This is a genomic window from Pseudomonas sp. TH31, assembly GCF_016650815.1.
GTDB lineage: Bacteria > Pseudomonadota > Gammaproteobacteria > Pseudomonadales > Pseudomonadaceae > Aquipseudomonas.
Map to the genome: position 1 here is coordinate 297,065 of NZ_JAEKEZ010000029.1, position 25,496 is coordinate 322,560.

General features: G+C 60.5%; 17 protein-coding genes and 6 pseudogenes. 12 read left to right on the forward strand and 11 right to left on the reverse strand.

Annotated features, from left to right (window positions below):
• Positions 1-45: 45 nt before the first annotated feature.
• Positions 46-2,234, forward strand: a pseudogene (locus tag JFV26_RS20750) (patatin-like phospholipase family protein).
• Between the two features lie 96 nt (positions 2,235-2,330).
• Here the strand turns inward: JFV26_RS20750 and JFV26_RS20755 are convergent.
• The 3 genes and pseudogenes from JFV26_RS20755 to recQ all read right to left on the reverse strand — a co-directional run bounded on the left by JFV26_RS20755 (position 2,331) and on the right by recQ (position 6,944).
• The gene (locus JFV26_RS20755) at positions 2,331-4,136 is read right to left on the reverse strand and encodes a FimV/HubP family polar landmark protein (protein WP_201195113.1); all 1,806 of its coding nucleotides are present in this window, start codon (positions 4,134-4,136) and stop codon (positions 2,331-2,333) included.
• A 129-nt stretch (positions 4,137-4,265) separates the two neighbouring features.
• Complete coding sequence (locus JFV26_RS20760) at positions 4,266-4,700, reverse strand: MarR family transcriptional regulator (RefSeq protein WP_201195114.1); 435 nt, start codon at positions 4,698-4,700, stop codon at positions 4,266-4,268.
• A 119-nt stretch (positions 4,701-4,819) separates the two neighbouring features.
• Positions 4,820-6,944 (reverse strand): annotated as a pseudogene (gene recQ, locus JFV26_RS20765) (DNA helicase RecQ).
• Positions 6,945-7,341: 397 nt separating this feature from the next.
• Here recQ and JFV26_RS20770 point away from each other — a divergent pair.
• From JFV26_RS20770 to lapD, 3 genes are all read left to right on the forward strand, one after another.
• Positions 7,342-7,929: a UPF0149 family protein gene (locus tag JFV26_RS20770; RefSeq protein WP_201195115.1), complete on the forward strand. Its 588-nt coding sequence runs from the start codon at positions 7,342-7,344 to the stop codon at positions 7,927-7,929.
• Positions 7,930-7,939: 10 nt separating this feature from the next.
• Positions 7,940-8,335 carry a YbaN family protein gene (locus JFV26_RS20775; RefSeq protein ID WP_201195116.1) on the forward strand — a complete coding sequence of 132 codons (396 nt, stop codon included), beginning with the start codon at positions 7,940-7,942 and terminating at the stop codon, positions 8,333-8,335.
• A gap of 286 nt (positions 8,336-8,621) precedes the next feature.
• Complete coding sequence (gene lapD, locus JFV26_RS20780; RefSeq protein ID WP_201195117.1) at positions 8,622-10,562, forward strand: cyclic di-GMP receptor LapD; 1,941 nt, start codon at positions 8,622-8,624, stop codon at positions 10,560-10,562.
• Between the two features lie 225 nt (positions 10,563-10,787).
• Here lapD and JFV26_RS20785 read toward each other — a convergent pair.
• Positions 10,788-12,160, reverse strand: a pseudogene (locus JFV26_RS20785) (type I secretion C-terminal target domain-containing protein); the annotation flags it as partial.
• A gap of 20 nt (positions 12,161-12,180) precedes the next feature.
• Between JFV26_RS20785 and JFV26_RS20790 the strand changes: the two are divergent.
• Positions 12,181-12,633: pseudogene (locus JFV26_RS20790) on the forward strand (HlyD family efflux transporter periplasmic adaptor subunit); the annotation flags it as partial.
• Positions 12,634-12,709: 76 nt separating this feature from the next.
• Here JFV26_RS20790 and JFV26_RS20795 read toward each other — a convergent pair.
• On the reverse strand, positions 12,710-13,303 hold the full coding sequence (locus JFV26_RS20795) for a tRNA-uridine aminocarboxypropyltransferase (protein WP_201195118.1): 594 nt from the start codon (positions 13,301-13,303) through the stop codon (positions 12,710-12,712).
• A 12-nt stretch (positions 13,304-13,315) separates the two neighbouring features.
• On the reverse strand, positions 13,316-14,212 hold the full coding sequence (locus JFV26_RS20800; RefSeq protein WP_008153227.1) for a LysR family transcriptional regulator: 897 nt from the start codon (positions 14,210-14,212) through the stop codon (positions 13,316-13,318).
• 358 nt (positions 14,213-14,570) lie between these two features.
• Here JFV26_RS20800 and speB point away from each other — a divergent pair, with 358 nt between their 5' ends.
• From speB to JFV26_RS20830, 6 genes are all read left to right on the forward strand, one after another.
• A complete protein-coding gene (gene speB / locus JFV26_RS20805) occupies positions 14,571-15,521 on the forward strand; it encodes an agmatinase (protein ID WP_201195120.1) in 951 nt (316 codons plus the stop codon).
• 9 nt (positions 15,522-15,530) lie between these two features.
• Entirely contained in the window at positions 15,531-15,953 is a 423-nt protein-coding gene (locus JFV26_RS20810) for a YybH family protein (RefSeq protein ID WP_201195121.1), read from the forward strand.
• A 54-nt stretch (positions 15,954-16,007) separates the two neighbouring features.
• Positions 16,008-17,525 carry a purine-cytosine permease family protein gene (locus JFV26_RS20815; protein ID WP_201195123.1) on the forward strand — a complete coding sequence of 506 codons (1,518 nt, stop codon included), beginning with the start codon at positions 16,008-16,010 and terminating at the stop codon, positions 17,523-17,525.
• A gap of 164 nt (positions 17,526-17,689) precedes the next feature.
• Positions 17,690-19,069 (forward strand): sodium:solute symporter, encoded by a 1,380-nt coding sequence (locus JFV26_RS20820; RefSeq protein WP_201195125.1) that lies wholly within the window; start codon positions 17,690-17,692, stop codon positions 19,067-19,069.
• An 85-nt stretch (positions 19,070-19,154) separates the two neighbouring features.
• Positions 19,155-19,880 (forward strand): MBL fold metallo-hydrolase, encoded by a 726-nt coding sequence (locus JFV26_RS20825; RefSeq protein ID WP_201195126.1) that lies wholly within the window; start codon positions 19,155-19,157, stop codon positions 19,878-19,880.
• A gap of 54 nt (positions 19,881-19,934) precedes the next feature.
• Positions 19,935-20,186, forward strand: coding sequence for an acyl carrier protein (locus JFV26_RS20830; RefSeq protein ID WP_201195127.1), 252 nt, complete (start codon positions 19,935-19,937; stop codon positions 20,184-20,186).
• A gap of 171 nt (positions 20,187-20,357) precedes the next feature.
• On the opposite strand, the gene JFV26_RS34260 is transcribed toward JFV26_RS20830, so the two are convergent.
• The gene (locus tag JFV26_RS34260; protein ID WP_007914492.1) at positions 20,358-20,486 is read right to left on the reverse strand and encodes a PA1414 family protein; all 129 of its coding nucleotides are present in this window, start codon (positions 20,484-20,486) and stop codon (positions 20,358-20,360) included.
• A gap of 139 nt (positions 20,487-20,625) precedes the next feature.
• Positions 20,626-21,518 (reverse strand): annotated as a pseudogene (gene ptrR / locus JFV26_RS20835) (putrescine utilization regulator PtrR).
• 103 nt (positions 21,519-21,621) lie between these two features.
• Between ptrR and JFV26_RS20840 the strand changes: the two are divergent.
• The gene (locus tag JFV26_RS20840) at positions 21,622-22,803 is read left to right on the forward strand and encodes an MFS transporter (protein ID WP_201195128.1); all 1,182 of its coding nucleotides are present in this window, start codon (positions 21,622-21,624) and stop codon (positions 22,801-22,803) included.
• Here JFV26_RS20840 and JFV26_RS20845 read toward each other — a convergent pair.
• The 3 genes and pseudogenes from JFV26_RS20845 to JFV26_RS20855 form a co-directional block, all read right to left on the reverse strand.
• A complete protein-coding gene (locus tag JFV26_RS20845) occupies positions 22,748-23,680 on the reverse strand; it encodes an EamA family transporter (RefSeq protein ID WP_201195129.1) in 933 nt (310 codons plus the stop codon). The two genes, JFV26_RS20840 and JFV26_RS20845, sit on opposite strands and share 56 nt — an antisense overlap.
• A 309-nt stretch (positions 23,681-23,989) precedes the next feature.
• Positions 23,990-24,394 (reverse strand): DUF2177 family protein, encoded by a 405-nt coding sequence (locus JFV26_RS20850; RefSeq protein ID WP_201195130.1) that lies wholly within the window; start codon positions 24,392-24,394, stop codon positions 23,990-23,992.
• A 121-nt stretch (positions 24,395-24,515) separates the two neighbouring features.
• Positions 24,516-25,351: pseudogene (locus JFV26_RS20855) on the reverse strand (CvfB family protein).
• Positions 25,352-25,496 lie beyond the last annotated feature (145 nt).

The window sequence follows — 25,496 nt, forward strand, 5'->3', positions numbered from 1 at the left end:
GCGCCGCTATAATAACCGCCTTTATCGCTTGCCCCGAGATCCACGATGCGCCGTTTACTGTGTTGCCTACTGCTTTGCCTCTTCCCTTTGATTGCCCAGGCCGCCGATGCTCCCCGACCGAAAATCGGCCTGGTGCTGTCTGGCGGTGCTGCCCGTGGCCTGGCGCACATCGGTGTGCTCAAGGCGCTTGAAGAACAAGGCATCAAGATCGATGCGATTGCCGGCACCAGCATGGGCGCGGTGGTTGGCGGGCTATATGCCTCGGGTTACAAAATCGATGAGTTGGAAAAGCTCGCCCTGAACATTGACTGGCAACAAGCCCTGTCCGACGCCCCTCCGCGCGAAGACGTGCCATTCCGGCGCAAGCAGGATGACCGCGACTTCCTGGTCAAACAGAAACTGAGCTTTCGCGACGACGGCAGCCTCGGCCTGCCGCTGGGGGTGATTCAGGGCCAGAACCTGGCGCTGCTGCTGGAAAGCCTGCTGGCCCACGCCAGTGACACACGTGATTTCGACAAGCTGCCGATTCCGTTTCGGGCCGTGGCAACGGACATCGCCAGCGGCGAAAAAGTGGTGTTCCGCAAAGGCCACTTGCCCCAGGTTATTCGTGCCAGCATGTCGATCCCGGCGGTGTTCGCGCCGGTCGAACTGGACGGACGGTTGCTGGTGGACGGCGGCATGACCGATAACATCCCGCTCGACGTCGCGCGGGAGATGGGCGTCGACATCGCGATCGTGGTCGACATCGGCACCCCGCTGCGTAACCGCAAACAATTGACCACTGTGGTCGATGTACTGAACCAGTCCATCACCCTGATGACCCGGCGCAACTCCGAAGAACAACTCGCCGCCCTGCACAAGGACGACGTGTTGATCCAGCCATCGCTGGCGAGTTTCGGCGTGACCGACTTCGGCCGTGCCCAGGAAATGATCGACGCCGGTTACCGCGCGACCAAGATCCTCGAAGCGCGCCTGGCACGGCTCAAACCGGTGCAACCGCTGGACGCCGATCTGACCGCCGCCCGCACACCGAGCCAGCGCACGCCAATCATTACCGCGATCAAAGTGGAAAACGACTCAAAAGTCGGCGACGACGTGATTCGCTACTACATCCGGCAAAACGTCGGCGAACCGCTGGACATCGGCCGCCTGCAAACCGACATGGGCACCCTGTACGGCCTCGATTACTTCGAACAGGTGCAATACCGCGTGGTGCACAAGGGCCAGAACCACACGCTGGTGATCACCGCCCGAGGCAAACGCAGCGGCACCGATTACCTGCGGGTCGGTTTGAACCTGTCGGACGACATGCGCGGCGACAGCGCTTTCAACCTCGGCGCCAGTTACCGGGTCAACGGCATCAACCGCCTCGGCGCCGAGTGGCTGACCCGGCACAGATCGGCGATAAACAGGAACTCTACAGCGAGTTCTATCAACCGCTGGACGTCGGTTCACGCTACTTCATCGCGCCCTACGCTGCGTTTGAAGCGCAGAACGTCGAGTCAATCCTGGACAACGACCCGATAGCCCAGTACCGCGTCGAACGCTATGGTTTTGGCCTCAATGTCGGTCGACAGATTGGCAACAGCGGCGAAATCCGTTTCGGCGTCGGCGAGGCCTGGGGCAAGGCTGACGTGCGCATTGGCGATCAGAACCTGCCGAGTGAAAGCTTTAACGAGGGGTTCTATCAGCTCAAATACTCGTTCGATTCCTTCGACAACGTGTACTTCCCCCATGAAGGCAAAGACATTGGCCTGACATTCCGCCAGTTCGAACCGGGGCTGGGCTCGGACAAGCGTTATCGGCAATGGGAATTCAAACTGGACAAGGCCATGAGCAGCGGCCCGGACACATTCATTCTCGGTGGGCGCTATGGGCGCACCCTGGACAATGCCAACGTGGTCACTTCGAGCTTCCTGCTGGGCGGTGCGCGGCAGTTGTCGGGCTTTCGCGAGGATGCGGTTTCCGGGCAGAACATCAGCCTGATGCGCGGGGTTTACTTCCGGCGCCTGACGCCGCGTTCCTACCTGCCACTGGATTTCCCGCTGTATATCGGAGGCTCGCTGGAGCGTGGCCGGGCGTGGAACAACGACAATGAGTTCGACAGTGGCTACATCAACGCCGCCAGCGTGTTCATTGGTTTCGACACACCGCTGGGGCCGCTGAACTTCAGCTATGGCTTCAACGACGCGGATGAGCAGGCGGTGTATTTGAACCTGGGGCAGACGTTCTGACCCAATTGATCCTGTAGGAGCCGAGCTTGCTCGCGATGCAGTCACTGCGGTGCATCAGGAAAACCGCATATCGTTCATCGCGGGCAAGCCTTGCTCCTACCGGATACCAGCCAACAAACTGCGGGCCGTCTGTTTGAGTGGCTCGTCGCCGTCCTTGAGCAACTGATTGAGCAACTCGATGGCGCTGTCCAGATCGCCATCATCGATGCAGGTCTGGGCTTGTTCAAGTTTTCCGGCGTTGTCCGCCAAAGGATGCGCCAGTGGTTCAAGCTCCAGCGACTGGCCAGGCTCGTTGAACGCGTCGAGAAAGTCGTCATCCAGCGATTCGGAAGCGGTTTCGGCGTCCCATTCCTGTTCGGATTCAGGCTCGCCCAGTGCAGGCTCGTCGGGCATTTCGAAGACATGGGGCATCACGTGCAAATTTGAAGTGAATGCAGGCTCATCCGACACTGGAGGCTGACTCGACGGTTTAGCCGCCGACGATGGCGAGTCTTCGAAAGGACTGACCAGATCCCAGCTGGAATCCATCGACAGGTCGTCCAGATTCAACTGGAACTCATCGCCGGTTGGCGTTTCGGGGATCACCGTGGCGGCGACCGGCGCAATGGCCGCGACCGGCGCAATGGCCGCGACCGGCGCGACAGTCGCCAGTTTCGGATAGCTAGCGCGTATATCCGCCAACTGCTGCGGGTCAAACCCGGATTCTCGCAGGCTGCGATCCTGTGCGTCATACGCCGCTGTATCGCCCTGCTTGCCCAGCACCTCCAGCAGTTGCAACCCCAGCTCGGTGCGCTGGGGCTCTTTGGCCAACGCCTCTCGCAGCAGGCCGGCAGCTTCGGAAAACCGACCGTAAGCCAGGTAAATACCGACGCCTTCCAGCACATCGCCGGCGGGTGCTTCTTCGCGGAGAGTGACGGGCGGCGTAACACGGACAGGTTGTGACAGAGCCTCTTGATCGAGCACAGGGTCTTCACGTGACGACGTCACCGCCAACGGCTCGATCAATGCTTGCTGGCGCTGACGACGAACAAACAACCCCAGTATTACAAGCAGCACCAACGCCAGTAACCCGGCAATCAGGAGCCAATGGCTCGTCTCAGGTTCTTCAACCACAACGGGCGGCGCAGCCACGGCAACCGGCGCAGCGGCAGGCGTCGGTGAAATCTCGGACAATCGGGTCTGCAAGTCGCTGATCTGTTTTTTCCCGTCGGCGATTTGCTCGTCCCGGGTCTTGAGCCCGGCATTCAACTCATCGAGGGTTTTTTGCAACTGCTGGTTTTGCAGCACGCTGGCGGCCAGTTGTTCGGCAACCTCGTCGTTCACCGGCGCAGTGGCAGGTTGATCAACACTCGGGGCTGACGCAGGCACCGTGGCCGGACGTTTGCCTTGGGAGGCTACTGATGGCGCAGTGCTCGGTTCGACGGTAGGGAACCCGGATGCCGGGGCCGTGATCGTGGGCTCGTCGGTCGCCGGCACAATCCCCGGTGAGCCCGGCGGATCGATCAGTACGGTGTACTCGCGCAGCAAGCGCCCGTTGGGCTGATTAAGCTGCACCACAAAATTCAGAAAGGGTTCATTGACCGGTTTGCTGGAGGTCACCCGGATCAACGTGCGGTTGCCCCGCAGGATCGGTGCGAATTTCAGATTATTGAGGAAGAATACCCGCTCGACGCCGGCACGGCTGAACTCGTCAGCCGTCGCCAGGCTGACCGACAGATCGCCCTCCGTCAGACCGCCGGCATCCACCAGCGCAATATCGGCGCTGAACGGCTGGTTCAACGCCGAATGCAGGGTGATATCACCCAACCCCAGAGCCGGAGCCAATGCCGAGTAGGTGACCGCACCGCCGACCAGTAGCAGCCGAGTGCAATACCGCAAAACCATGTGCCAACTCTCGAACATGAGCATCCCTTAGATTAAGCAGAACCAACCTGTATGTGTTCGCACATCCGGTACGAACACGATATTGCCTAGTAGTTCTTTATAGTCTGCCCAACGGGGTATCTCAAAAACACGGCGTAAGGTTTTGCCTCAAGACTTTTCGAGGTTGGCCAGGATGTGGCCGTGAACCCGCATGCAAACCTTCAAATCCGCTTCATCAACACCTTCGAACAGCTCGTGGCGCAGTTGCGTGGCAATGGTTTCAATTTGTTCGATCAACGGCCGGGCCGGAGCACACAGGACGATTTTTTTTGCCCGGCGGTCTTCCAGCACCGATTGGCGCTGCACCAAACCCTGGGATTCAAGGCTATCGAGCAGTCGGGCCAGGGTCGGCCCTTCAACGCCGACGCTTTGTGCCAGTTCGCGCTGGGTCGGTGCGTCTTCGAAGCGGGCCAGGTGCAACAGCACCAGCCAGCGCGCCTGAGACAAACCCAGCCCAGCCAGACGGCGGTCCAGTTCGGCACGCCAGCCGCGGGACATCTGGGCCAGTTGCATGCCAAAGCGGTGTTGATCGGTTAACGGCATAAAAAACTCATGATTAGACTGAAATAGAGAAAAACTAATTATTAGTCAGCTAAGCATGACCTTTCGCTATAGGCAAGGCTTGCTCGGTACTGAATCGTTACATCCATGAGTTCGGTCAGTTAAATCTCGAATTCAGATTGCAACGCAGCCCGTACGCAGTACAAAACCCCTTCCGGCACCCGACCGGCAAACAACGCAGCGATCTCCGCCACTGGTGGCAACTCGCCTTCTCCGTCGAGGAACGCGTCCTGGATTTCGCCCATCAGCTCTTCGGGCAGGTCCAGCGCCTGTTCCAACGACAATTGCTGCTTGCCGATCGCCTCGGCGAGCATGGTGTACACGTTCTTTTCCGAGCATTGCAGTTGACCGGCGATCTGCAGCGGCGTCATGCCGGCCCGGGCCAGGGTGATCAGCTCGTGGCGCACGTCGGCCACCACTTTCGGCGCCTCGACCTGGCCGCCAAGCACTTCGAGGAAGGCCTCGCCATAACGCTCGAGCTTGCGTGCGCCGACGCCGCTGACCGTGGCCATTTCCGCCAGCGAGGTCGGCTGGCTGCGGAGCATTTCCAGCAAGGTCGAGTCGGGGAAAATGACATAAGGCGGCACGCCGTGTTCTTCGGCGAGCTTGCGGCGCAGGGCACGCAGCGCTTCCCACTGTTCGCGTTCCTCGCCACGGACCAGTTGGCTCGCCTGGCTCTTGCTGCTTTTGGCCGTGGTTTGCGGCTTGAGGTCACGGCGCAGTTCCAGGGTCACTTCCCCCTTGAGCAGCGGCCGGCACGTATCGCTCAGGCGCAGGCCGCCGTAGCCTTCAAGGTCGATGTCCGCCAGACCACGGGCAACCAGTTGTCGGAACAGGGAGCGCCACTCACTCTCCCCAACGCCTTGCCGACGCCATACACCGACAAATGCTGATGGCCGAAGCTGCGGACTTTTTCGTTGTCCTTGCCCAGCAGCACGTCCACCAGATGCCCGACGCCGTAGCGCTGGCCGGTGCGGAAGATCGCCGAGAGCGCCTGACGGGCCGGTTCGGTGGCGTCCCAGGTCTGCACCCCATCGACGCAATTGTCGCAATGGCCGCAAGGCTCGGGCATGTCTTCGTCGAAGTAGGCCAGCAGCGTCTGGCGACGGCAGCGGGTTTCTTCGCACAGCGAGAGCATGGCGTCGAGTTTGTGCTGCTCCAGACGCTTGTGGCGCTCGTCGCCTTCGGAGTTTTGCAGCATCTGCTTGAGCATCACCACGTCTTGCAGGCCGTAGGCCATCCAGGCGTCCGCCGGCAGGCCATCACGGCCGCCGCGACCGGTTTCCTGGTAATACGCTTCAAGGGATTTCGGCAAATCGAGGTGAGCGACAAAGCGCACATTGGGTTTGTCGATGCCCATGCCGAATGCCACGGTGGCGACCATGATCAAGCCTTCCTCGTTGAGGAAGCGCTTCTGGTGATGGGACCGCGTCTCGTTGGGCAGGCCGGCGTGGTACGGCAGCGCCGGGAAGCCTTGTTCGCTGAGGAACACCGCCACTTCGTCGACTTTCTTGCGCGACAGGCAATAAACGATGCCGGCATCGCTGCGCCGCTCGGCGAGGAACGCCAGCAACTGCTTGCGCGGCTGTTCCTTGGGGACGATGCGATAAAAAATGTTCGGACGGTCGAAACTCGACAGGAAGCGCTCGGCATCCTGCAAATGCAGGCGATCGACGATTTCTTCCGGGTGCGCTTGTCGGCGGTAGCGGTCAGGGCAATACGCGGGACGTTGGGGAACAGCTCGGCCAACTGGCCCAGTTGCAGGTATTCGCGACGGAAGTCGTGGCCCCATTGGGACACGCAGTGCGCTTCGTCGATGGCGAACAGGGCAATTTCAAGGCTTTGCAGGAAGGCCAGCATGCGCGGCTGCACCAGACGCTCGGGCGCGAGATACAACATTTTCACTTCGCCGCGTTTGATCCGGGCGGCCAGATCGCGCTGTTGCTCGGCGCTCAGGGTCGAGTTCAACGCAGCAGCAGCGACGCCCAGCTCTTCGAGGGTCGCGACCTGGTCGTCCATCAAGGCAATCAGCGGCGACACCACCACCGCCAGGCCTTCGCGCAGCAGCGCCGGAACCTGGAAGCACAGGGACTTGCCACCACCGGTAGGCATCAGCACCAGGGCGTCGCCGCCATTGGCCACGCGCTCAATGATTGCACCCTGGCGGCCACGGAAACTGTCGTAGCCGAAGATGTCCTTGAGGACGCGTTGAGCCTGTTCGAGCATAAAAACTCCAAAAATCTACCGAAACATCCCTGCAAGGCTGGTTCAGAAACACGCACGCTGCACTGACAAATCGTAAGTGCGCGTTGCATGACGCTTCACATCTCAGCCGCAACGCCAGCAGGGCATCACAAAACGCGGGAGTATACCCGAGCCCTCCCCGGCAAAGGGTGCCGCTGATAAGACACATCAGGACAAACACTGATCCCCCTGTAGGAGCTGCCGAAGGCTGCGATCTTTTGATCTTGTCTTTAAAAAGCAAAATCAAAAGATCGCAGCCTTCGGCAGCCCCTACGGGGAGAGGTGGTGTGCATGAGGGGCAAATATGCCGCGCGGCTGGCCTGAGTGCTCAAGAAGGCCTAGAATTCGCGCATCTGTTTAATTCCCAAGGTAGCTTTTAATGTCCTTCGCTGAGCAACTAACCCGCCTGCAAGTTTTCCTCGACGCCGACGAGCTGCATGACGAGGCGCTGGACTACGTGGCCGCCCACGGCTACCTCACCGCGCTGTCGATCTGTTCCGAGAGCGTTCCCGACCGTGAATGGATCGACGCCCTCTTCGCTGAAGAGCCGCACTACGCCGACGACACCGAGCGTGAAGCAATCGAATCCACGCTGCTGGCCCTCAAGGCTCACATCGCTCGCCAACTGGCGTCCGACGAAGAGTTCGAATTGCCGTGTGACCTGGACCTGGGCGAAGAACCGGATGATTCCGACCTGCGCGGCTGGTGCATCGGTTTCATGGAAGGCGTGTTCCTGCGCGAAGCGGCCTGGTTCGAAACCGCCGAAGACGAAGTCAGCGAAATGCTGCTGCCGATCATGGTCGGCTCGGGTCTGTTCGACGAACAACCTGAGTTCTCGGACATCGCCGCCGACGCCAACCTGATGGACGACATGATCGTACAGATCCCGGAAGCCCTGACCGCCTTGTACCTGCTGTGCAACGCGCCAGACGAAAAACCGGCGATCCTCAAGCCACGTCACCACTAAGGTTTTGCCTATGGACCACCCCATAGGCAACCGCTCCCTGATGTTGCGCTACGTGCTGCTGGCCATCGGTTGGCTGAGCGTAGCCTTGGGGGTGATCGGGATTTTCCTGCCGGTATTGCCCACCACACCGTTCCTGCTGCTGGCGGCCGCCTGTTTCGCCCGCAGTTCACCGCGTTTCTATCACTGGCTGGTCGAGCACCCGCGGCTTGGGCCGTGGATTCGCGACTACCTGGACGGCAACGGCATCCCGCTCAAGGGCAAGGTCTACGCCATTGGCTTGATGTGGGCGAGCATTCTGTTCTCCTGCTATCTGGTGCCGCTGCCGTGGGCGCGGGGATTTATGTTGACCAGTGCGGTGTTGGTCACCGTCTACATCCTTCGACAGAAGACGCTGCGCAAGGCTTGATATACAAGTGTCTGCGGTAAAGATCGCAGCCTTCGGCAGCTCCTACAGGATTGAGCATACCCCTACCTGTGGGTGTACCCGGTCGGTGCAGGAGCTGCCGGAGGCTGCGATCTTTGTCTTGCAGGCCGACGACCTGCCCTCCCCCAATAAAAACACCACCTAAACTCCAGTTATCTGCACCCGAGCAGCCAGACATGTCTTGCAGTTGGCATCGTCCAGGATGGCCAGCGCTTCGACGGCGATTCGCCGTGGGCGACAGCTGGCCGCCTCAGCAAGGAGCGTTTTTATGTCACTGCGCAAACAACTGTTTCTCGCCATTTGCCTGTTTCTGCTAGTGGCGTTCAGCGGCAGTTTTTTTGTCAGCCTTGAAAGCTCCCGCGAGCAGATGCTCGGCCAGTTGCGCTCCCACGCCCAGGACGCCGCCACCGCGCTGGGACTGTCCCTGACCGAGCAAGTCGACGACCCGGCAATGATCGAGTTGATGGTCAGCTCGATTTTCGACAGCGGCTATTTCAGCAGCATCCGGGTGGTCAACATCGTTGATGAACAGGTTCTGGTCGAACGCGACGCACCGGCACACATTGATGGCGTGCCCGGCTGGTTCGTCAACCTGGTCAACCTGCATCCGCAAGGTGGCGATGCGCTGATCATGCGTGGCTGGGAGCAAGTGGCGCGGGTCGAAGTGTTGAGCAATCCACAATTCGCCCTCGCCAAGCTCTGGGACAGCACCCTCGGCAGTCTGGTCTGGTTGCTGCTGTGCGGGATGCTCAGCGCGATGTTCGGCAGCTGGTTGCTGCGCCGGCAATTGCGCCCGCTGGACAAGATGGTCAAACAGGCCGAAGCGATCAGTAAACGGGAGTTCCACAGTCAGTCGAAACTGCCGCGTACACCTGAATTGAAACGGGTGGTGCTGGCGATGAACCAGATGGTCGAAAAGCTCAAGGCGCTGTTCGCCGAAGAGGCGGCGCGCAGTGAAAAGCTGCGCGCCGAGTCCTATCAGGACAGCCTCACGGGCCTGGGGAACCGGCGCTTGCTGGATGAACAACTGGCCGACCAACTGCTGGTCAGCGAACAGAGCAGTGACGGCCACTTGCTGATGCTGCGGATCAACGACCTGGCGGGCCTCAATCAGCGCCTGGGCGGTCAACGCACCGATGCCTTGATCAGCACCGTCGGCGAGTTGCTCAAACGCCTGACGCAACGTCCCGAGCGGCGTACCTGGCTGGCAGCGCGTAATCGCGGTGGCGAGTTCAGTCTGTTGACGCCGGGCCTGGACAGTCAGGACGCTATCCGCCTGGCGACGGAAATCAGCGCCACCCTGGAAAATCTGCGCCTGACCGGTGCCAGCGACAGCATGCCGGTGGCACACCTGGGCATCGTCGCCTACCAACCGGGCGAGCCGCCCGGCGATATACTGCTGCGCCTCGATCACGCCTTGACCCAGGCTCAGCAACACCCCGAGCGGCCGTGGGTTCACCTGGATCACTCCAACACCGCGCCGAACCAGCCCCAGCACGATTGGCGCACCTGGATCGACGACGCGCTGACCCACGGCAAGTTGCAGCTGTATTTTCAACCCGTGGTGCAATGCGCCGACACCAGCCAGGTGCTGCACCACAAAGTCCTCGCCCGCCTGCTCGACCCGCAAGGCAATGCGATTGCCGCCGGGCACTTCCTGCCGTGGATCGAACGCCTCGGCTGGTCGGCACGCTTCGACCTGGCCATGCTCGAGGCCACCCTCGACTACCTCGCCGTCAACCGCTGGCCCTTGGCGCTGAGCCTGTCTGGCAGCACGCTGCGCGAACAACCGCAGCTGCGACTGATCCTCGACATGCTCGATTCACTGCCAGAACTCGCTCCGCTGCTGACCCTGGAAATCGACGAACGCCAGCTGCCGCCCCCGGACGAATTGCAGCGCCTGAGCCACAGTTTGCTCAGCACCGGTTACCGCATCGGGTTGCAGCATTTTGGGGGCAGCTTCAGCCAGATCGGCAACCTGACGCAGCTGGGGTTGGCGTACTTGAAGATTGACGGGAGTTACATTCGAGAGATTGACGACCTGAGTGATAAACGGCTGTTCATCGAGGCGATTTTCAGGGCGACTAACAGCATTGATTTGCCGTTGATTGCGGAAATGGTCGAGACGCAAGGGGAGCTGGAGGCAATCAGGGAGCTTGGGTTGTTTGGCGTGATGGGGCGGTTGATTGGGCCGCCGGAGCCGATGTGAGTATCGTCAGTTGCACCGCGTTATCGTTCATCGCGAGCGGGCTCGCTCCGCCAAGGAATGATGTTGTACACAACATTTGTGAACGACCCAGATCCCCTGTGGGAGCGAGCCCGCTCGCGAAAGCACTCCAACAGCCATCGCATGACTAAACACCAGGCCACAAAAAACCCGCCATCCTCTTTCACCGAGGACGGCGGGTGTTGTCATTTCAGCCCTGCTGCAGCAAACCGTATCCACCTTCAACGAATGATCATTGAGCATCCCGTTGATGATGGTCGCCGTGTCATGCCCCCCGGCAATCACCCCGCCCGCCCCCGGCGTCACGCCGTATTGGCTGGCCAGGTTGACGCCGGCCAGGTCGATGGTCTGGGCGCTGACGTTGATGCTGGTGACCAGGCTGGCGCCGCTGCCGGTGACGGTGAATGCAGGTAGTCATCCAGCGAGGCTGCGGTGCCGTTTTCGCCTTGCAGTAGTTGGGACAGGTCGAGTTTGTCGGTACCCGGCGTGAAGTCCGTGGCCACGTCGCGGCCGCTGTTGCCGGCCAGCCACTGGAAGGTATCGGCGCCGGGGCCGCCGGTGAGGGTGTTGTTGCCGGGGCCGGTCACCAGTACGTCATCGCCTGAAGTGCCGGTGAGGGTGTGGCCGTCCTGGTAGCTGATGCTCACGTTCGCCACGTCGCTGCCGCCGTGGTTGTCGTTGGCGGTGTAGGTGCCATGGAAGTCCTGGGTGACATCGTGGGCCCCGGCGTAGTTGACGGTCATGGTCAGTTGATAGTTTTCCGCCGCCGTAGTGTTGCTGCCACCGGTATTGGTGATGTAGGTGAGGTGGGTCTGGTAGGTGCCATCGGCCGTCGCTGTGATGGTCCCGCCGTCGGCGATGGTCACGAACGCACCGCCATTGAGCGAGTACTCTGTGGTGATGTGACCGGCCGCCAGGTTGTGGTCCAGGTTGAAGGTCTCGCCTTGTTTCAGTTTCACGATGATGAGGTCTTCATCGTTGGCGTTGGCCATGGTGACGGCGCCCAGGTAGCCGCTGATCACCAGCATCGCCGTCATCGCTGCGGTGTTGGCCGCGAAGGACGCGCGCACGTCTGCCAGGCTCTGGTTGGCAGCGGTGTTACCGTTGCCGGCGAAACTGACTGCGCCGGTGCCGATGAAATCCGCGCCCTTGGCTGCCCAACCGGTGTTGAACGTGGTCGGTGTCGCCGTCAGTGGATCGCCATTGGCATCGGTGTCGTTGGCCAGCAGCAGTTCGCCCGGGACCGCGATGGTGCCCGACAGGACGTTGGTGATGATGTGGTCATCGACCGCCACCGGTGGTGCGTTGGGGATGACTTTGACCGTCAGGGTCGAGCTCGCCAGGTCGCCATCGTTGTCGCTGACGGTGAAACCGATGTTTTCGGTAAGCACCACCGCCGTGGTTTTTTGCGAGGTGTAGGTGTACTCGCCGGCGTCGAGGTTCACTACCAGGGTGCCGCTGTTGTTGGTGGCAATGCTGATGGTGTTGTCGACGGTGTTAAAGGTCCCATGGTGGGTGCCCCCACTGAAGGTCAGCGCCCCCTGGTTGCTGTTGCCTTTAGGGTCATAGGTGTAGGTGGTGCGGCGCTGCAGGATTCCCCTCGCCTGTCGCGGATTACCGTGTGGTGATCAAGCAATTGAAAGTCAACACCATCGGTGGCGTGGTTCAGCCGGGCAGCGACATGGTGGAAATCGTGCCGTTGGAAGACAACCTGCTGATCGAAGCCAAGGTTCGGCCGCAGGACGTGGCGTTCCTGCACCCGGGCCAGAAAGCCATGGTCAAGTTCAGTGCCTGTGACTACACAATTTATGGCGGGCTGAGCGCCAAGCTGGAGCTGATCGGGGCAGACACCATCACTGATGACAAGGGCAACAGCTTCTACCTGATTCAGGTCAGGACCGATAAGAACCACTTGGGCGGGGACGTCAAACCGTTGCCGATCATTCCGGGGATGGTGGCGACGGTGGACATTATTACCGGGGAGAAAAGCGTGCTGGATTACCTGCTTAAACCGGTGCTGAAGGCGCGGACCGAGGCGATGCGCGAGAGATAAGATCAAAGATCGCAGCCTTCGGCAGCTCCTACCGAGATCGGTGTAGGAGCTGCCGAAGGCTGCGATCTTTTCGCTTTTAACCGCCATGATTCTTTTGGTACGTCTCCTCCCCCATCGCCGCAATCTGCCCTTCGATCAACGCCTCAAACGGCTTCAACAACGCCTCGAACTTCGTCGGCGCTTCCAGCGTCTGTAACGCCTGCACAATCGCCTCCACCGTCGACAACGCCCCCGGCCCCGGTGCTTTGCGCAACCGATACCGCGACACGCCGCCATCCACCAAAGTCACTCTCGGCAACGCTGCCAACAGCGGGTTGAGGTGCAGCATCTTGCGCGCCTTGCGCCAGGTGCCGTCCGGCACAACCAACAACAGCGGCTGATCATTTTCGGCATAACCCTGCAACAGCTGCGCCTCTTCGCCAGGAAACAACAACCGCGCCTGATACCCCGGCTGATTCAGCAACGCCGGTAAATCCTCGAATACTTCGCCCACGATCAACTCGGAGTTCTTCAGCCCCAACGCCGCCAAACGCGCGGTGTTCAGCGCATGGTTCACTTCGCTGGGATGCTGCAACAGCAGCACTCGGGTACGGCTGTCGAGGCTCGGGATCAGCGGACACAGGCAATGGGTTTGTGGGCGCAGGCAGCGCGGGCATTGGATTCTGGACATGCTTCTTTTCCTTCAAGCAGCCTGGTTGAGCTGTGCTTTAAGCAAATCGCGGAAGGTCTGGATCAACGGTTCACGACTGCGGCCACGGCGCACGATCATCGAGAACGGCGCCTGATAACCGAACGTCGCCGGCAGCAACACCCGCAGATCACCCTTGTCGGCCCAAGCCTGGGCGTAGTGCTCCGGCAGGTAGCCGATGTAGGCGCCGGACAACACCAGAATCAGCTGGGCCTCCATACTTTCCACGGTGGCGGCGCTGTGTTTGAAACCGTGGCGCGCCAGTTCCGCCTGGCTCCAGTAACCGCGACCGACCATGCGCTGCTGGGTGATGACTTGTTCGGGAATCCGCCGTTCGGTGAACAGCGGATGGCGGCTGCTGCAGTACAGCCAGTGCTGTTCGCGGTACAGCGGCATGTAGACCAGACCGCTCATGCGCGTGGAGAACGCGCCGATGGCCAGGTCGAGGCGGTTGTCCTGCACCCCGAGTTGCAGTTCGTAAGGGCTCATGACCGACAGGTGCAAATGCACGGCCGGGTGTTCCTGACTATAGGCGCCGATGGCTTCGGCGAAGGGTAAGGCCTTGTCGCTGACGGTGGAGTCGATGACGCCGAGATTCAGGGTGCCGCGCAGTTCGCCCTTTAGCGCTGCCGCGTATTGTTCGAAGCCTTCGAGTTCGCCCAACAGGCGCAGGGTTTCCTGGTGGAACAACTCGCCCTTGCTGGTCAGGCTGAACCCGCCACGGCCACGATGGCACAGCACCAGGCCGAGCGCCGCTTCGAGCTGGCTCATGTAAGTGCTGATCGCCGAAGTCGAGAGGTTGAGCTCTTGCTGGGCGTTGGCGAACCCCTGATGGCGGACCACGCTGACGAAGATGCGCAACAGTTTCAGGTCGGGTAAAGCGTTGGCCATGGAGGCACTCCAATCACCGGTCGGGTTTCAGCTGAATCGTGGGCTGCCCTGTAGGAGCTGCCGAAGGCTGCGATCTTTTGATCTTTGCCGGTTTCATGGCCGAAAAAAATCAAGATCAAAAGATCGCAGCCTTCGGCAGCTCCTACAGGGTTCACGGGTCGTCCTGGTAGCGACGGGGTCATGCGCTGAAGTCTATCGCCGTCATCACCATTAGTTTAGAAAAATCTGAACTAAGTATTTGCCCGTAGCGATTCTTCCCCGCCACTGCATTTCGCAGAATCGGCGTCACAAGGTTCGCCCGTATCTCCCCGACCGGTGCAACCGACATAAATAAAACAACGACGATGAGGCCTTACCCGTGGACAAGATTCTTCACCAACCACTGGGCGGCAATGAAATGCCGCGCTTCGGCGGCATCGCCACCATGATGCGACTCCCCCATTTGCCTACCGCTGCCGGCCTGGACGCTGCCTTCATTGGCGTGCCGCTGGACATCGGCACCTCGCTGCGCCCTGGCACCCGTTTCGGCCCCCGCGAAATCCGCGCGGAGTCGGTGATGATCCGCCCGTACAACATGGCCACCGGCGCTGCACCATTCGATTCCCTGTCGGTCGCCGACATCGGTGACGTGGCGATCAACACGTTCAACCTGCTGGACGCCGTTCGAATCATCGAAGAGTCCTATCACAGCATCCTCGAACACGATGTGATCCCGCTGACCCTGGGCGGCGACCACACCATCACCCTGCCAATCCTGCGTGCGATCCATAAAAAGCACGGCAAGGTCGGTCTGGTGCACATCGACGCCCACGCCGATGTGAACGATCACATGTTCGGCGAGAAAATCGCCCACGGCACCACCTTCCGTCGCGCTGTCGAAGAAGGCCTGCTGGACCCGGACCGCGTCGTGCAAATTGGTCTGCGGGCCCAGGGCTACACCTCCGAAGATTTCAACTGGAGTCGTAAACAAGGCTTCCGCGTGGTTCAAGCCGAAGAGTGCTGGCACAAATCCCTGGCGCCACTGATGGCCGAAGTTCGCGAGAAAGTCGGCGACGGTCCGGTGTACCTGAGTTTCGACATCGACGGCATCGATCCGGCCTGGGCACCAGGCACCGGCACCCCGGAAATCGGCGGCCTGACGACCATTCAGGCGATTGAAATCGTCCGTGGCTGCCAAGGCCTCGACCTGGTCGGCTGCGATCTGGTAGAAGTCTCGCCCGCTTACGACACCACCGGCAACACCTCGCTGCTGGCCGCCAACCTGCTCTACGAAATGCTCTGCGTACTGCCTGGCGTGGCCCACCGCTGAGGGTTGGTCATGAACGAACGCGATCAGGTTTTGAACGCTGCCGCCGACCTGGTGACAGCCTTTGCCCGTAACGATCGCGAAGCCTACTTCGGTGCGTTCAGCACCGACGCGAGCTTCGTGTTCTACACCCTCGAACAGCCCCTGCTGTCGCGCGATGCCTATCAGGCGTTGTGGGACACCTGGCGCGCCGAGGATGGCTTCGAGGTGCTCTCGTGTACCTCGAGCAACGCCTTCGTCAGCCTGCAGGGTGACGTGGCGATTTTCATCCATGACGTGGCCACCGAGCTGCGCATGCAAGGGGAGCAACACTTCAGCCAGGAGCGCGAGACGATTGTTTTCAAGAAACAAGCGTCTGGCCAAGAACAACAAGGCCATTGGCTGGCCTGCCATGAACATTTGTCCGCAATGCCGGAAGGGCTGCCACCCCCTTAGCCAAACAGGTGACGCTCACACACGATGAGCGCGCCTTTATGATCGGAGCTGATCATGAATAAAAACAACAAAGACAAAGACCAAAGCCTTACGCAAATTGAAACCTACGGGGTCGAGCAGATCCCGGACAGCGAACGTACCGCAGCCCCGACGGACTTGTTCCGGATGATCTTCGGCGGTTCCAACACCTTTGCCACCGCCGTGCTCGGCAGTTTCCCGGTGCTGTTCGGCCTGTCCTTCCAGGCGGGCGTCTGGGCGATTGTGCTGGGCGTGTTGCTGGGTTCGCTAATCCTCGCGCCGATGGGCTTGTTCGGCCCGATCAACGGCACCAACAACGCCGTGTCTTCCGGTGCACACTTCGGCGTGCACGGGCGAATCGTTGGTTCGTTCCTGTCGCTGTTGACCGCCATCGCCTTCTTCTCGCTCTCGGTGTGGAGTTCGGGTGATGCGCTGATTGGTGGTGCGAAACGCTTGATCGGTCTGCCGGAAACCGACCTGACTCTGGGCCTTGCCTATGGTTTGTTCGCGATCCTGGTGCTGACGGTGTGCATCTACGGCTTCCGTTTCCTGTTGTGGGTTAACAAGATCGCAGTGTGGAGCGCCAGCCTGCTGTTCCTGCTGGGCATCTTTGCTTTCGCCGGGCCTTTCGATGTGAACTTCGCCGGCACCGTGAGCATGGGGCAACCGGGTTTCTGGGCCGCGTTCATCGGCGCTGCCTTGGTCGCCATGAGCAACCCGATTTCCTTCGGCGCGTTCCTCGGTGACTGGTCGCGCTACATCCCGCGCGACACGCCAAAAGGCCGGATCATGGCGGCGGTGGTGATTTCGCAGATCGCGACGTTCATCCCGTTCCTGTTCGGCCTGACCACCGCGACCATCGTGGCGATCAAGGCACCGGACTACATCGCGGCCAACAACTACGTCGGCGGTCTGCTGGCGGTGTCGCCGAACTGGTTCTTCCTGCCGGTGTGCATGATTGCGGTGATCGGCGGCATGTCCACCGGCACCACCTCGCTGTATGGCACCGGGCTGGACATGTCCAGCGTGTTCCCTCGGCTGCTGTCGCGGGTCAAGGCGACGTTGCTGATCGGCGTGATGTCGATTGCCTTCATCTTCATCGGCCGCTTCGCGGCGAACCTGGTGCAGAGCGTGTCGACCTTTGCCGTGCTGATCATCACCTGCACCACGCCATGGATGGTGATCATGATCATCGGCCTGGTTGTGCGCCGCGGCTTCTACTGCCCGGATGACCTGCAAGTGTTCACCCGCGGCGAGAAAGGTGGCCGCTACTGGTTCACCCACGGCTGGAACTGGCGTGGCCTGGGTGCCTGGATCCCGAGTGCACTGGTGGGTCTGTGCTTTGTGAACCTGCCGGGGCAGTTCGTTGGCGTGCTGGGCAACCTGGCCGGCGGTATCGACATCAGCCTGCCGGTGACCCTGGGCCTGGCGTCGCTGGTGTACCTGGCGTTGTTGAGTTTGTTCCCGGAATCGCGGGAAGTGTTTGGCCCACAAGATATCCGTAGCCAAGGCGCCCACACCGCAGCAAAGCCTGAACTCCGTCAGCCGGCCTGACACCGATCCACCTGTGGGAGCGAGCCTGCTCGCGAAGACGGCAGCACATTCAACATTGATGTGTCTGGCAGACCGCTTTCGCGAGCAGGTTCGCTCCCACAGAGAGCAGCCCCATAGAAACGCCTTTGTTTCACCATAAAAAAGACAATCGGAGACACGCCACCATGGCACTGGATTTATTCGTCGTACTCATCTACGCCGCCGCGATGCTGATACTCGGCTACTACGGCATGCGCAAGGCCAAGACCAATGAAGACTTTTTGGTCGCCGGTCGCAACCTCGGCCCGAGCCTGTACATGGGTACCATGGCCGCTACCGTGCTGGGCGGCGCGTCCACCGTCGGCACCGTACGCCTGGGCTACGTCCATGGCATCTCCGGTTTCTGGCTGTGCGCCGCACTGGGTTGCGGGATCGTCGCGCTGAACCTGTTCCTCGCCAAACCGCTGTTGAAACTGAAGATCTACACCGTTACCCAGGTGCTGGAAAAACGCTACAACCCGATGGCCCGCTCGGCGAGCGCGGTGATCATGCTGGCGTATGCGCTGATGATCGGCGTGGTCTCGATCCTGGCCATTGGCACCGTGCTGCAAGTGCTGTTCGGCCTGCCGTTCTGGCTGTCGGTATTGCTCGGCGGTGGCGTGGTGGTGATCTACTCCGCGATCGGCGGCATGTGGTCCCTGACCCTGACCGACATCGTCCAGTTCGTGATCAAGACCGTGGGCCTGATGTTCATCCTGTTGCCAATCTGCCTGTACCGCGTCGGTGGTTGGGATCAGTTGGTGCTGAAACTGCCGGCGAGCGCCTTCAGCTTCACCACCATCGGCTGGGACACGATCATCACCTACTTCATGATCTACTTCTTCGGCATCCTGATCGGTCAGGACATCTGGCAACGGGTGTTCACCGTCAAGAGCGCCAAAGTGGCTCAGGTCGCCGGTACATTTGCAGGCTTCTACTGCATCCTTTACGGCCTGGCCTGCGCCCTGATCGGCATGGCCGCTCACGTGCTGATTCCGGACCTGGACAACGTCAACAACGCCTTCGCCGCCATCGTCAAGCTGTCCCTGCCGGACGGTATCCGTGGCTTGGTGATCGCGGCTGCACTGGCCGCGATGATGTCCACCGCCAGCGCCGGCCTGCTCGCCGCTGCCACCACCCTGACCGAAGACCTGCTGCCGAAACTGCGTGGCGGCAAACAGTCGAGCCTGGGCATGAACCGTCTGTTCACCCTGCTGACCGGCCTCGTGGTGCTCGGCATCGCATTGGTCGTGAACGACGTGATCAGCGCCCTGACACTGGCCTACAACCTGTTGGTGGGCGGCATGCTGATCCCGTTGATCGGTGCGATTTTCTGGAAACGTGCGACCACCGCCGGCGCTATCGCCAGCATGGGCATGGGCTTCGCCACTGCGCTGGTGTTCATGTTCAAGGACGGTCTCGATGCAAACACGCCGATCTACTACAGCCTCGGTGTGGGTCTGGTGGCCTTTGTGCTGGTCAGCCTGATGTCCCGCCGCCCGGCAGTGGTGGCAAGCGCGATCTAAGCTTTCTATAAAGACTTGATGCTTTCTTCGACGGGTGTGGCGTCGGTTGCCACACCCGTTTTTTTTCGCCTGGAGAAAACCTTTGATGAAGATTGTTTCTCGTGATCAGTGGTTCGAGGTCAAACAGCTCAGTGACGGCATCCGCCTGATTCACGAGCCTTACATCCGCCCGTTCTACCGCTGCAACCTCTGGCACATTCAGGGTCGCGACAAGGATTTGTTGCTGGACAGCGGCTCGGGGCTGGTGAGCCTGCGCGAGCAACTGCCGTGGATTACCGAGCGGCCGCTGGTGGCGGTGGCCAGCCATTGCCATTTCGATCATATCGCCGGGCATCACGAATTTTCTGAACGGCTGGTGCACCCGGCGGAAGCGCAGATCCTCGCCGCGCCGGACGGTGAAAACACCTTAAGCACAGCGTTTGTTGGCGACGAAATGTTCGAAGCACATCCCGACTGCCCGCTGTGCTACGCCGAGTACCGGGTCAAAGCCGCGCCGGCCACGGGCATGATCGAAGAAGGCGACGTACTGGACCTGGGCAATCGCGTCCTGCAAGTGCTGCACACGCCGGGGCATTCGCCGGGCGGTATCAGCCTGTATGAAGCGGCCACCGAGACACTGTTCAGCGGCGACATCATCTACGACGGGCCGCTGATCGAAGACGCCTACCACTCCAACCTCGACGACTACGCCCGCAGCCTGCAACGCTTGCATGCGTTGCCGATCCGCACGGTGCATGGCGGGCATTTCGGGAGTTTTTCCGGGGAGCATCTACGCGCAATGATTGACGAGTGGCAGCGCTCGCACGGCTGAAGCCTGCTGTACTCAGCCCAGGGACAACAACAATAACGCCCTCGAAGAGCGACCATGAAAAGAGCTGCCGTTCGTGCTGCCGTGCATCGTTTTATCAGCCGCCTGCTGGAAGATCGGAATGACTTCGACGACCACGTCAGCCTGGCGCAGCTGGGATTGGATAAAGAAGATATCGAGGAACTGATCTTCCATCTGGAAGATGAGCTGGGGTTGACAGCATTTACGGCAGAGGAAGATCAGATGCTCAAGACCGCCAGGACGGCAAATGACTTGAGTCGGTTTTTAGTGAAGATCGGACGGGATTGAAGTAGCGCAGCCCTTGTAGCAGTTGCCGAGCACCGCGAGGCTGCGTTCGGCGGCGAAGCCGTCGTGATGTTGGCGACTTCATCTCTTCATACACACCGCGTTGGCCGGATTGCGACTGCTTCGCAGCCGAACGCAGCCTCGCGGTGCTCGGCAGCTGCTACAACAACACCATTACCGGCGGCGCTGCTGGCGTCGACGCTGTTCGTCGTCAGTGCGAATAGGCACAGGCTGCAGAGGCGGTTCGATCAAACCGAGTGCGACACCCAGGTCATGCAGCCAGTTTTGGATTTTCTCTTTCATGGTGCCCCCTTCAGGGTAGTGCCGAGTGGCCGGAATTCTGTAGCCACTTCGCACTGATAATAGTCCGAAGTCCTACGCAATGCTCGCCCAAGATCGCAATGATCTGTTACTGAATTGATCCAAATAGCTGACCGTTAGTTCAAGCCGTTGCCCGAGCCTGACCCGGCGTCGCCGGATAGACCGCTTGCTGCTGCTCAAGCCACGCGTTCAAGTTCGCCCCGAGCATGCCTTTGCGCCACATCAGCCACGTGGTGGCGCTGGCAAACGGCTCGGCCAACGGGTGCACCGCCACGCTTTCGCGACCCGGCAGGCTGGCGAGCATCGACTCCGACATCAACGCCACGCCTGAGCCGGCGATCACACAGGCGAGCATTCCCGGATAAGACTCAATCTCCATCGCCCGCCCCATGGCCGCGTGATAATGGGCGAACCAGGCTTCCAGGCGCATCCGGTAGGAACATCCTTGCCGAAACGTGAACACTGAGCGCCCTTCAACATCCAGCGCACTGTGAATCCGCGGGTGATCAGCCTCGCTGATCAACACCAGCCGTTCGTTGCAAAACGGCACGCCATCGAGGCCCGACAGCTCCAGCGGGCCGTCCACCAGCGCTGCATCGAGACGCCCGGTGAGCAAACCTTCGAGCAATTCACCGCTAGGGCCGGACTGCACTTGCAGGTTCACCGCCGGGTACGTGCGGTGATAGCGCGCCAACAGCCGGGAAGGTGGATAGCCGCCGTGCTGTACATCGTGCCGAGCACAAAGTCACCGGCCGGTTGCCCGCCCTGCACCGCCGCACTGGCTTCGTCGTGCAGGGCAAACAGCTTGGCGGTGTAATCCAGCAGGACTTTTCCCGCAGGAGACAACTGCAAACGCTGACGCTCGCGCAGGAAGAGTTCGACACCGAGTTGCTCTTCCAGTTGTTTAAGCCGGGTCGACAGGTTCGACGGCACCCGGTGCAGGCGTTCAGCGGCGCGGGTGATCGAGCCCTCCTGCGCCACAGCCTGGAAAATCCGCAATTGGCTGAACTCCACGACTTTCTCCAATGCAGAACAAGTTACTCACTATTATTCATTTTTAAAGAAAGTCAATCAGTCCTAGCCTGACGGTCATTGATCCTCGAATGGAATTCAGACCATGTCCCCTCTGATTCGCTTACTCGCCAGCTTTATCGCCCTGATGATGGCCATGGGCATCGGGCGTTTCGCCCTGACGCCGCAACTTCCCCACCTGCTCAGCGAAGGACAGATCGACCTGACCGCCGCCGGTCTGATTGCAGCAGCCAACTACCTAGGCTACCTCGTCGGGGCGGTGGACGCGATGTTCTCGCGCCGCCCCGAGCAAGTCCGCCGGCGCCTGCTCGGTGGCTTGTGGCTCTGCGTACTGCTGACCCTGGCGTCGTTCTGGGCCAACGGCTTCTGGTCGCATCTGCTGCTGCGCTTCGGCACCGGCGTCGCCAGCGCCTGGGTGTTGGTGATGATCACCGCGTTGAGTCAGCCGCTGGCAGCGGCGGCCGGTCGCCCACGGCTTGGCGCACTGGTGTTTGCCGGACCGGGGTTGGGGATTTTTCTGACGGGGTTATTGGCCTTGGGCTCGAACCTGCTCGGGCAAACCTCCGCGACCTTATGGCTGGTGTATGCCGGCGTTGCGCTGGTGATGCTGTTGGTGATTCTGCCGTTCCTGCCGCAGCCGGCCGCCACAGTGACCGCCGCACCGGCCGCGACCTCATCGGGCAATCAAGGCATCGGCCGTTTAGGGGTGATCTACGCCTTGTACGGTTTGGGCTACATCATCCCGGCCACGTTTCTCTCGCAAATGGCCAGCGCGCAGTTCCACGGTCAGTGGATGGCCGATCTGTTCTGGCCGTGCTTCGGCCTCGCGGCGGCGACCGGGGTGTTGCTGGTGAGTTTGCGCAGGCACAACCCGAACGCCACACGGCACTGGTTGATGGCGACGTTGTGGCTGCAAGCCATCGGGGTTTTCGCCTGCTTGCTGGGCAGCGGCCCGGGCCTGGCGTTGGGCGTGGTCCTGTGCGGCACGCCGTTCCTGGCCTGCATGCAACTGGTGATGCAACGTTCCCGGGAACTGGCGCCCCACGCCACCCAGCGCAACGCCGGGTGGCTGACCGCGTGCTTCGCCGCGGGTCAGCTTAGCGGGCCATTGCTGGCGGCATTGAGCAGCCATTTCAGTGGCGGTTTGCAGCCCGCACTGGTGATCGCCGGCAGCGGTTTGCTGATCGCCGGCGGTCTGTTGCTGAGCCCGCTCAGTGCTGGCCGAGGGCTTTGCGCAAACGACGGCGCACCCACTGCTCAGCGCTGACAAACGTGATGCCGAGCAGCACCAGCACCGCGCCGGCCACGAAGTTGAGGCTCAGGTCTTCACCCAGCAACATTACGCCGAAGGTGACGCCGAACAGCGGCGTCATGAACGAGAACACCGCAAGGTTGGCCGCCAGATAACGGCGTAACAGCCAGAACCAGGTCAGGTAACTGAAGAACGACACCACCAGGCCCTGGAACAGCACACTGGCCACCGCCACGCTGGTCAGGCTGACGTGGGTCACCTGGCCGCTAAGGATGGCGATCAGCAACAGGCCGACAAAACCGACGATCAGTTGATAGAACAGGGTCAGGGTCACCGGCGCTTCCGACAGGCGCGAAGCACGCACCACCACCGTGGTTGCGCCCCAACTGGCACCGGCCAGCACGCCCAAGGCATCGCCCAGCAACATGCGGTGGTCGAGGTTGTCCCAGGACACACCGCCGGCAAATGCGATGGCGATCCCGACGAATGCGAGGAAAATCCCCAACCATTGCACCGGCCTTAAACGTTCACTCGGCAACAGCCAGTGAACGCCCAACGCGGTGAAGATCGGCGCGGTGTAGAGAAACACCGACATGTGCGCGGCCGTGGTCAGTTGCAGGCCTTCGGAGATGAAGAAGAACTCCAGGCCAAACAGCGCGCCGGCCAGGAGTCCGCCGCGCCACGTGTGGCCAACCTGATCCCAACCGCCCTTCCAGCAGATGAGAAGTCCTACGAGCAGTGCAGAAATACCCGAGCGCCCGGCAGCCTGCATGACCGGCGCGATGTCCGGCGCCGCCCACTTGATCATCACTTGTTGCACGCCCCAGATCAGGCACAGCCCGATCATCACTTGCAGGGCAAACTTATCGGCGCTACGCCGGGTGGCGCTCACCGGAACACCTCGACAACACAATCCATGGCAGTGACTCGACAGTAAAGCAAAGCCCCCGACTCCAAGTCGGGGGCGAAAAATCATGCTGTCGATTATCAACCAGATGGCCAGAAAATGCCGCCTGCCAGAGACCTTTAAATTCCCCGTTGCGTCATCAGCGCTACCGGTTGCCATGGGTGACTGCTGCGCAGTCAATCGCGAGCAAGCTCGCTCACACAGAGGGAGTTGTGCGGGATGAAAAGTACTTCGGCCAAACACAAATCCACTGTGGGATCTTGCTCGCGATGACATTCGTCCAGCCAGCGAAAACTATCGCGTGGTCCCAGCCATCTTGTTCGCTGCAAAGTAACCAGCAGAGCAGGCCACACACGTCGCAAAAGTGCCCCACGCCATATCCATCAACACCAACTGCGCCGACCATCCTGTGAGCGTCGCCCAGTTACTCAGGTCATAAGTGCCGTAAGCCACCACCCCCAACAACGCGCCCAGTCGTGCCGTCCGCTGCCAGCTCAGCGCCGGCAAGACCACGAACACCACACAACCGAAGACATAAAGGAGATAGAACACCGCTGCCGGGGCCAGCAGCGGTTGGTCGAGCATCAGGGGGCCGAGCAGCGCCCGATAGGTCGGCGCCATCAACACGCCAAGCCAGAGGCCGTCGAGCACAAGAAACGCCAGCAAGGTAGCGGCGTAGGCGAACAACGCTTTTTTCATAGCACCTGATTCAGGTGAACGCCCTGTAGGAGCTGCCGCAGGCTGCGATCTTTTGACTTTCATAAGATCAAGATCAAAAGATCGCAGCCTGCGGCAGCTCCTACAAGAGGCCGATACGAGGTCAGCTTAGTTCAATGCGATCCGCATGAATGACGATCTGGCCGTTCTTGTACAACGCGCCGATAGCCTTCTTGAAGTTGCCTTTGCTGACGCCGAACATACTGCTGATCAGGGTCGGATCGCTCTTGTCGCTGATCGGCAACGTGCCGTTGTTGTCGCGCAGCTTGGCGAGGATCTTCGAGTTCAGGCTGGTGGCGGCTTCTTCGCCGACCGGTTGCAGGCTCAGGCTGATCTTGCCGTCGCTGCGGACTTCTTTGATAAAGCCCTTCTCTTCTTTGCCGGCGCGCATGAACTTGAAGATTTCGTTCTTGTGAATCAGGCCCCAATGCTTGTTGTTGATGATGGCCTTGAAGCCCATGTCCGTGGCTTCGGCAACCAGCAAATCAACTTCCTGGCCCGGGTGTAGCTGGCCGGGGTCTTGTCCAGGTAACGGTCCAGACGCGCGGTCGCGGTGATGCGGCGGGTGTGCTTGTCGAGGTAGACGTGTACCACCACATACTCGCCAGCGGTCATCTGGCGTTTTTCTTCGGAGTACGGCAGCAACAGGTCCTTCGGCAGACCCCAATCCAGGAACACGCCAATGCTGTTGACTTCAACGACTTTCAAACTGGCGAATTCACCGACCTGAACTTTCGGCGTTTCGGTAGTTGCGATGAGTTTGTCATCGCTGTCCAGATAAACAAAAACGTTGAGCCAGTCTTCATCTTCGCTGGGAATATCTTTGGGGATATAACGATTAGGCAGAAGGATTTCACCGTCCGCGCCACCGTCCAGATATAAACCGAAGTTAGTGTGTTTAACCACTTGCAAACTGTTGTAGCGCCCGACTAAAGCCATTTCCAATACCCTCATTGCGTGGGCGGCATTCTACCCGGTTTTACGGGCTGCGTTCGCCGGCCAGCCCGGTGGCGCGAGAAAATCCTCCGAAGGCCTTAATTTTCCTCGGTTTTGGCGTCAGGCTCGCGGCCGCTCGTCAGACTGA

Coding starts and splice junctions, on each gene's coding strand:
- JFV26_RS20755 (WP_201195113.1), bottom strand. CDS start 4,136: ATGTTCGAGAGTTGGCACATGGTTTTGCGGTATTGCACTCGGCTGCTA.
- JFV26_RS20760 (WP_201195114.1), bottom strand. CDS start 4,700: ATGCCGTTAACCGATCAACACCGCTTTGGCATGCAACTGGCCCAGATG.
- JFV26_RS20770 (WP_201195115.1), top strand. CDS start 7,342: ATGTCCTTCGCTGAGCAACTAACCCGCCTGCAAGTTTTCCTCGACGCC.
- JFV26_RS20775 (WP_201195116.1), top strand. CDS start 7,940: ATGGACCACCCCATAGGCAACCGCTCCCTGATGTTGCGCTACGTGCTG.
- lapD (WP_201195117.1), top strand. CDS start 8,622: ATGTCACTGCGCAAACAACTGTTTCTCGCCATTTGCCTGTTTCTGCTA.
- JFV26_RS20795 (WP_201195118.1), bottom strand. CDS start 13,303: ATGTCCAGAATCCAATGCCCGCGCTGCCTGCGCCCACAAACCCATTGC.
- JFV26_RS20800 (WP_008153227.1), bottom strand. CDS start 14,212: ATGGCCAACGCTTTACCCGACCTGAAACTGTTGCGCATCTTCGTCAGC.
- JFV26_RS20810 (WP_201195121.1), top strand. CDS start 15,531: ATGAACGAACGCGATCAGGTTTTGAACGCTGCCGCCGACCTGGTGACA.
- JFV26_RS20815 (WP_201195123.1), top strand. CDS start 16,008: ATGAATAAAAACAACAAAGACAAAGACCAAAGCCTTACGCAAATTGAA.
- JFV26_RS20820 (WP_201195125.1), top strand. CDS start 17,690: ATGGCACTGGATTTATTCGTCGTACTCATCTACGCCGCCGCGATGCTG.
- JFV26_RS20825 (WP_201195126.1), top strand. CDS start 19,155: ATGAAGATTGTTTCTCGTGATCAGTGGTTCGAGGTCAAACAGCTCAGT.
- JFV26_RS20830 (WP_201195127.1), top strand. CDS start 19,935: ATGAAAAGAGCTGCCGTTCGTGCTGCCGTGCATCGTTTTATCAGCCGC.
- JFV26_RS34260 (WP_007914492.1), bottom strand. CDS start 20,486: ATGAAAGAGAAAATCCAAAACTGGCTGCATGACCTGGGTGTCGCACTC.
- JFV26_RS20840 (WP_201195128.1), top strand. CDS start 21,622: ATGTCCCCTCTGATTCGCTTACTCGCCAGCTTTATCGCCCTGATGATG.
- JFV26_RS20850 (WP_201195130.1), bottom strand. CDS start 24,394: ATGAAAAAAGCGTTGTTCGCCTACGCCGCTACCTTGCTGGCGTTTCTT.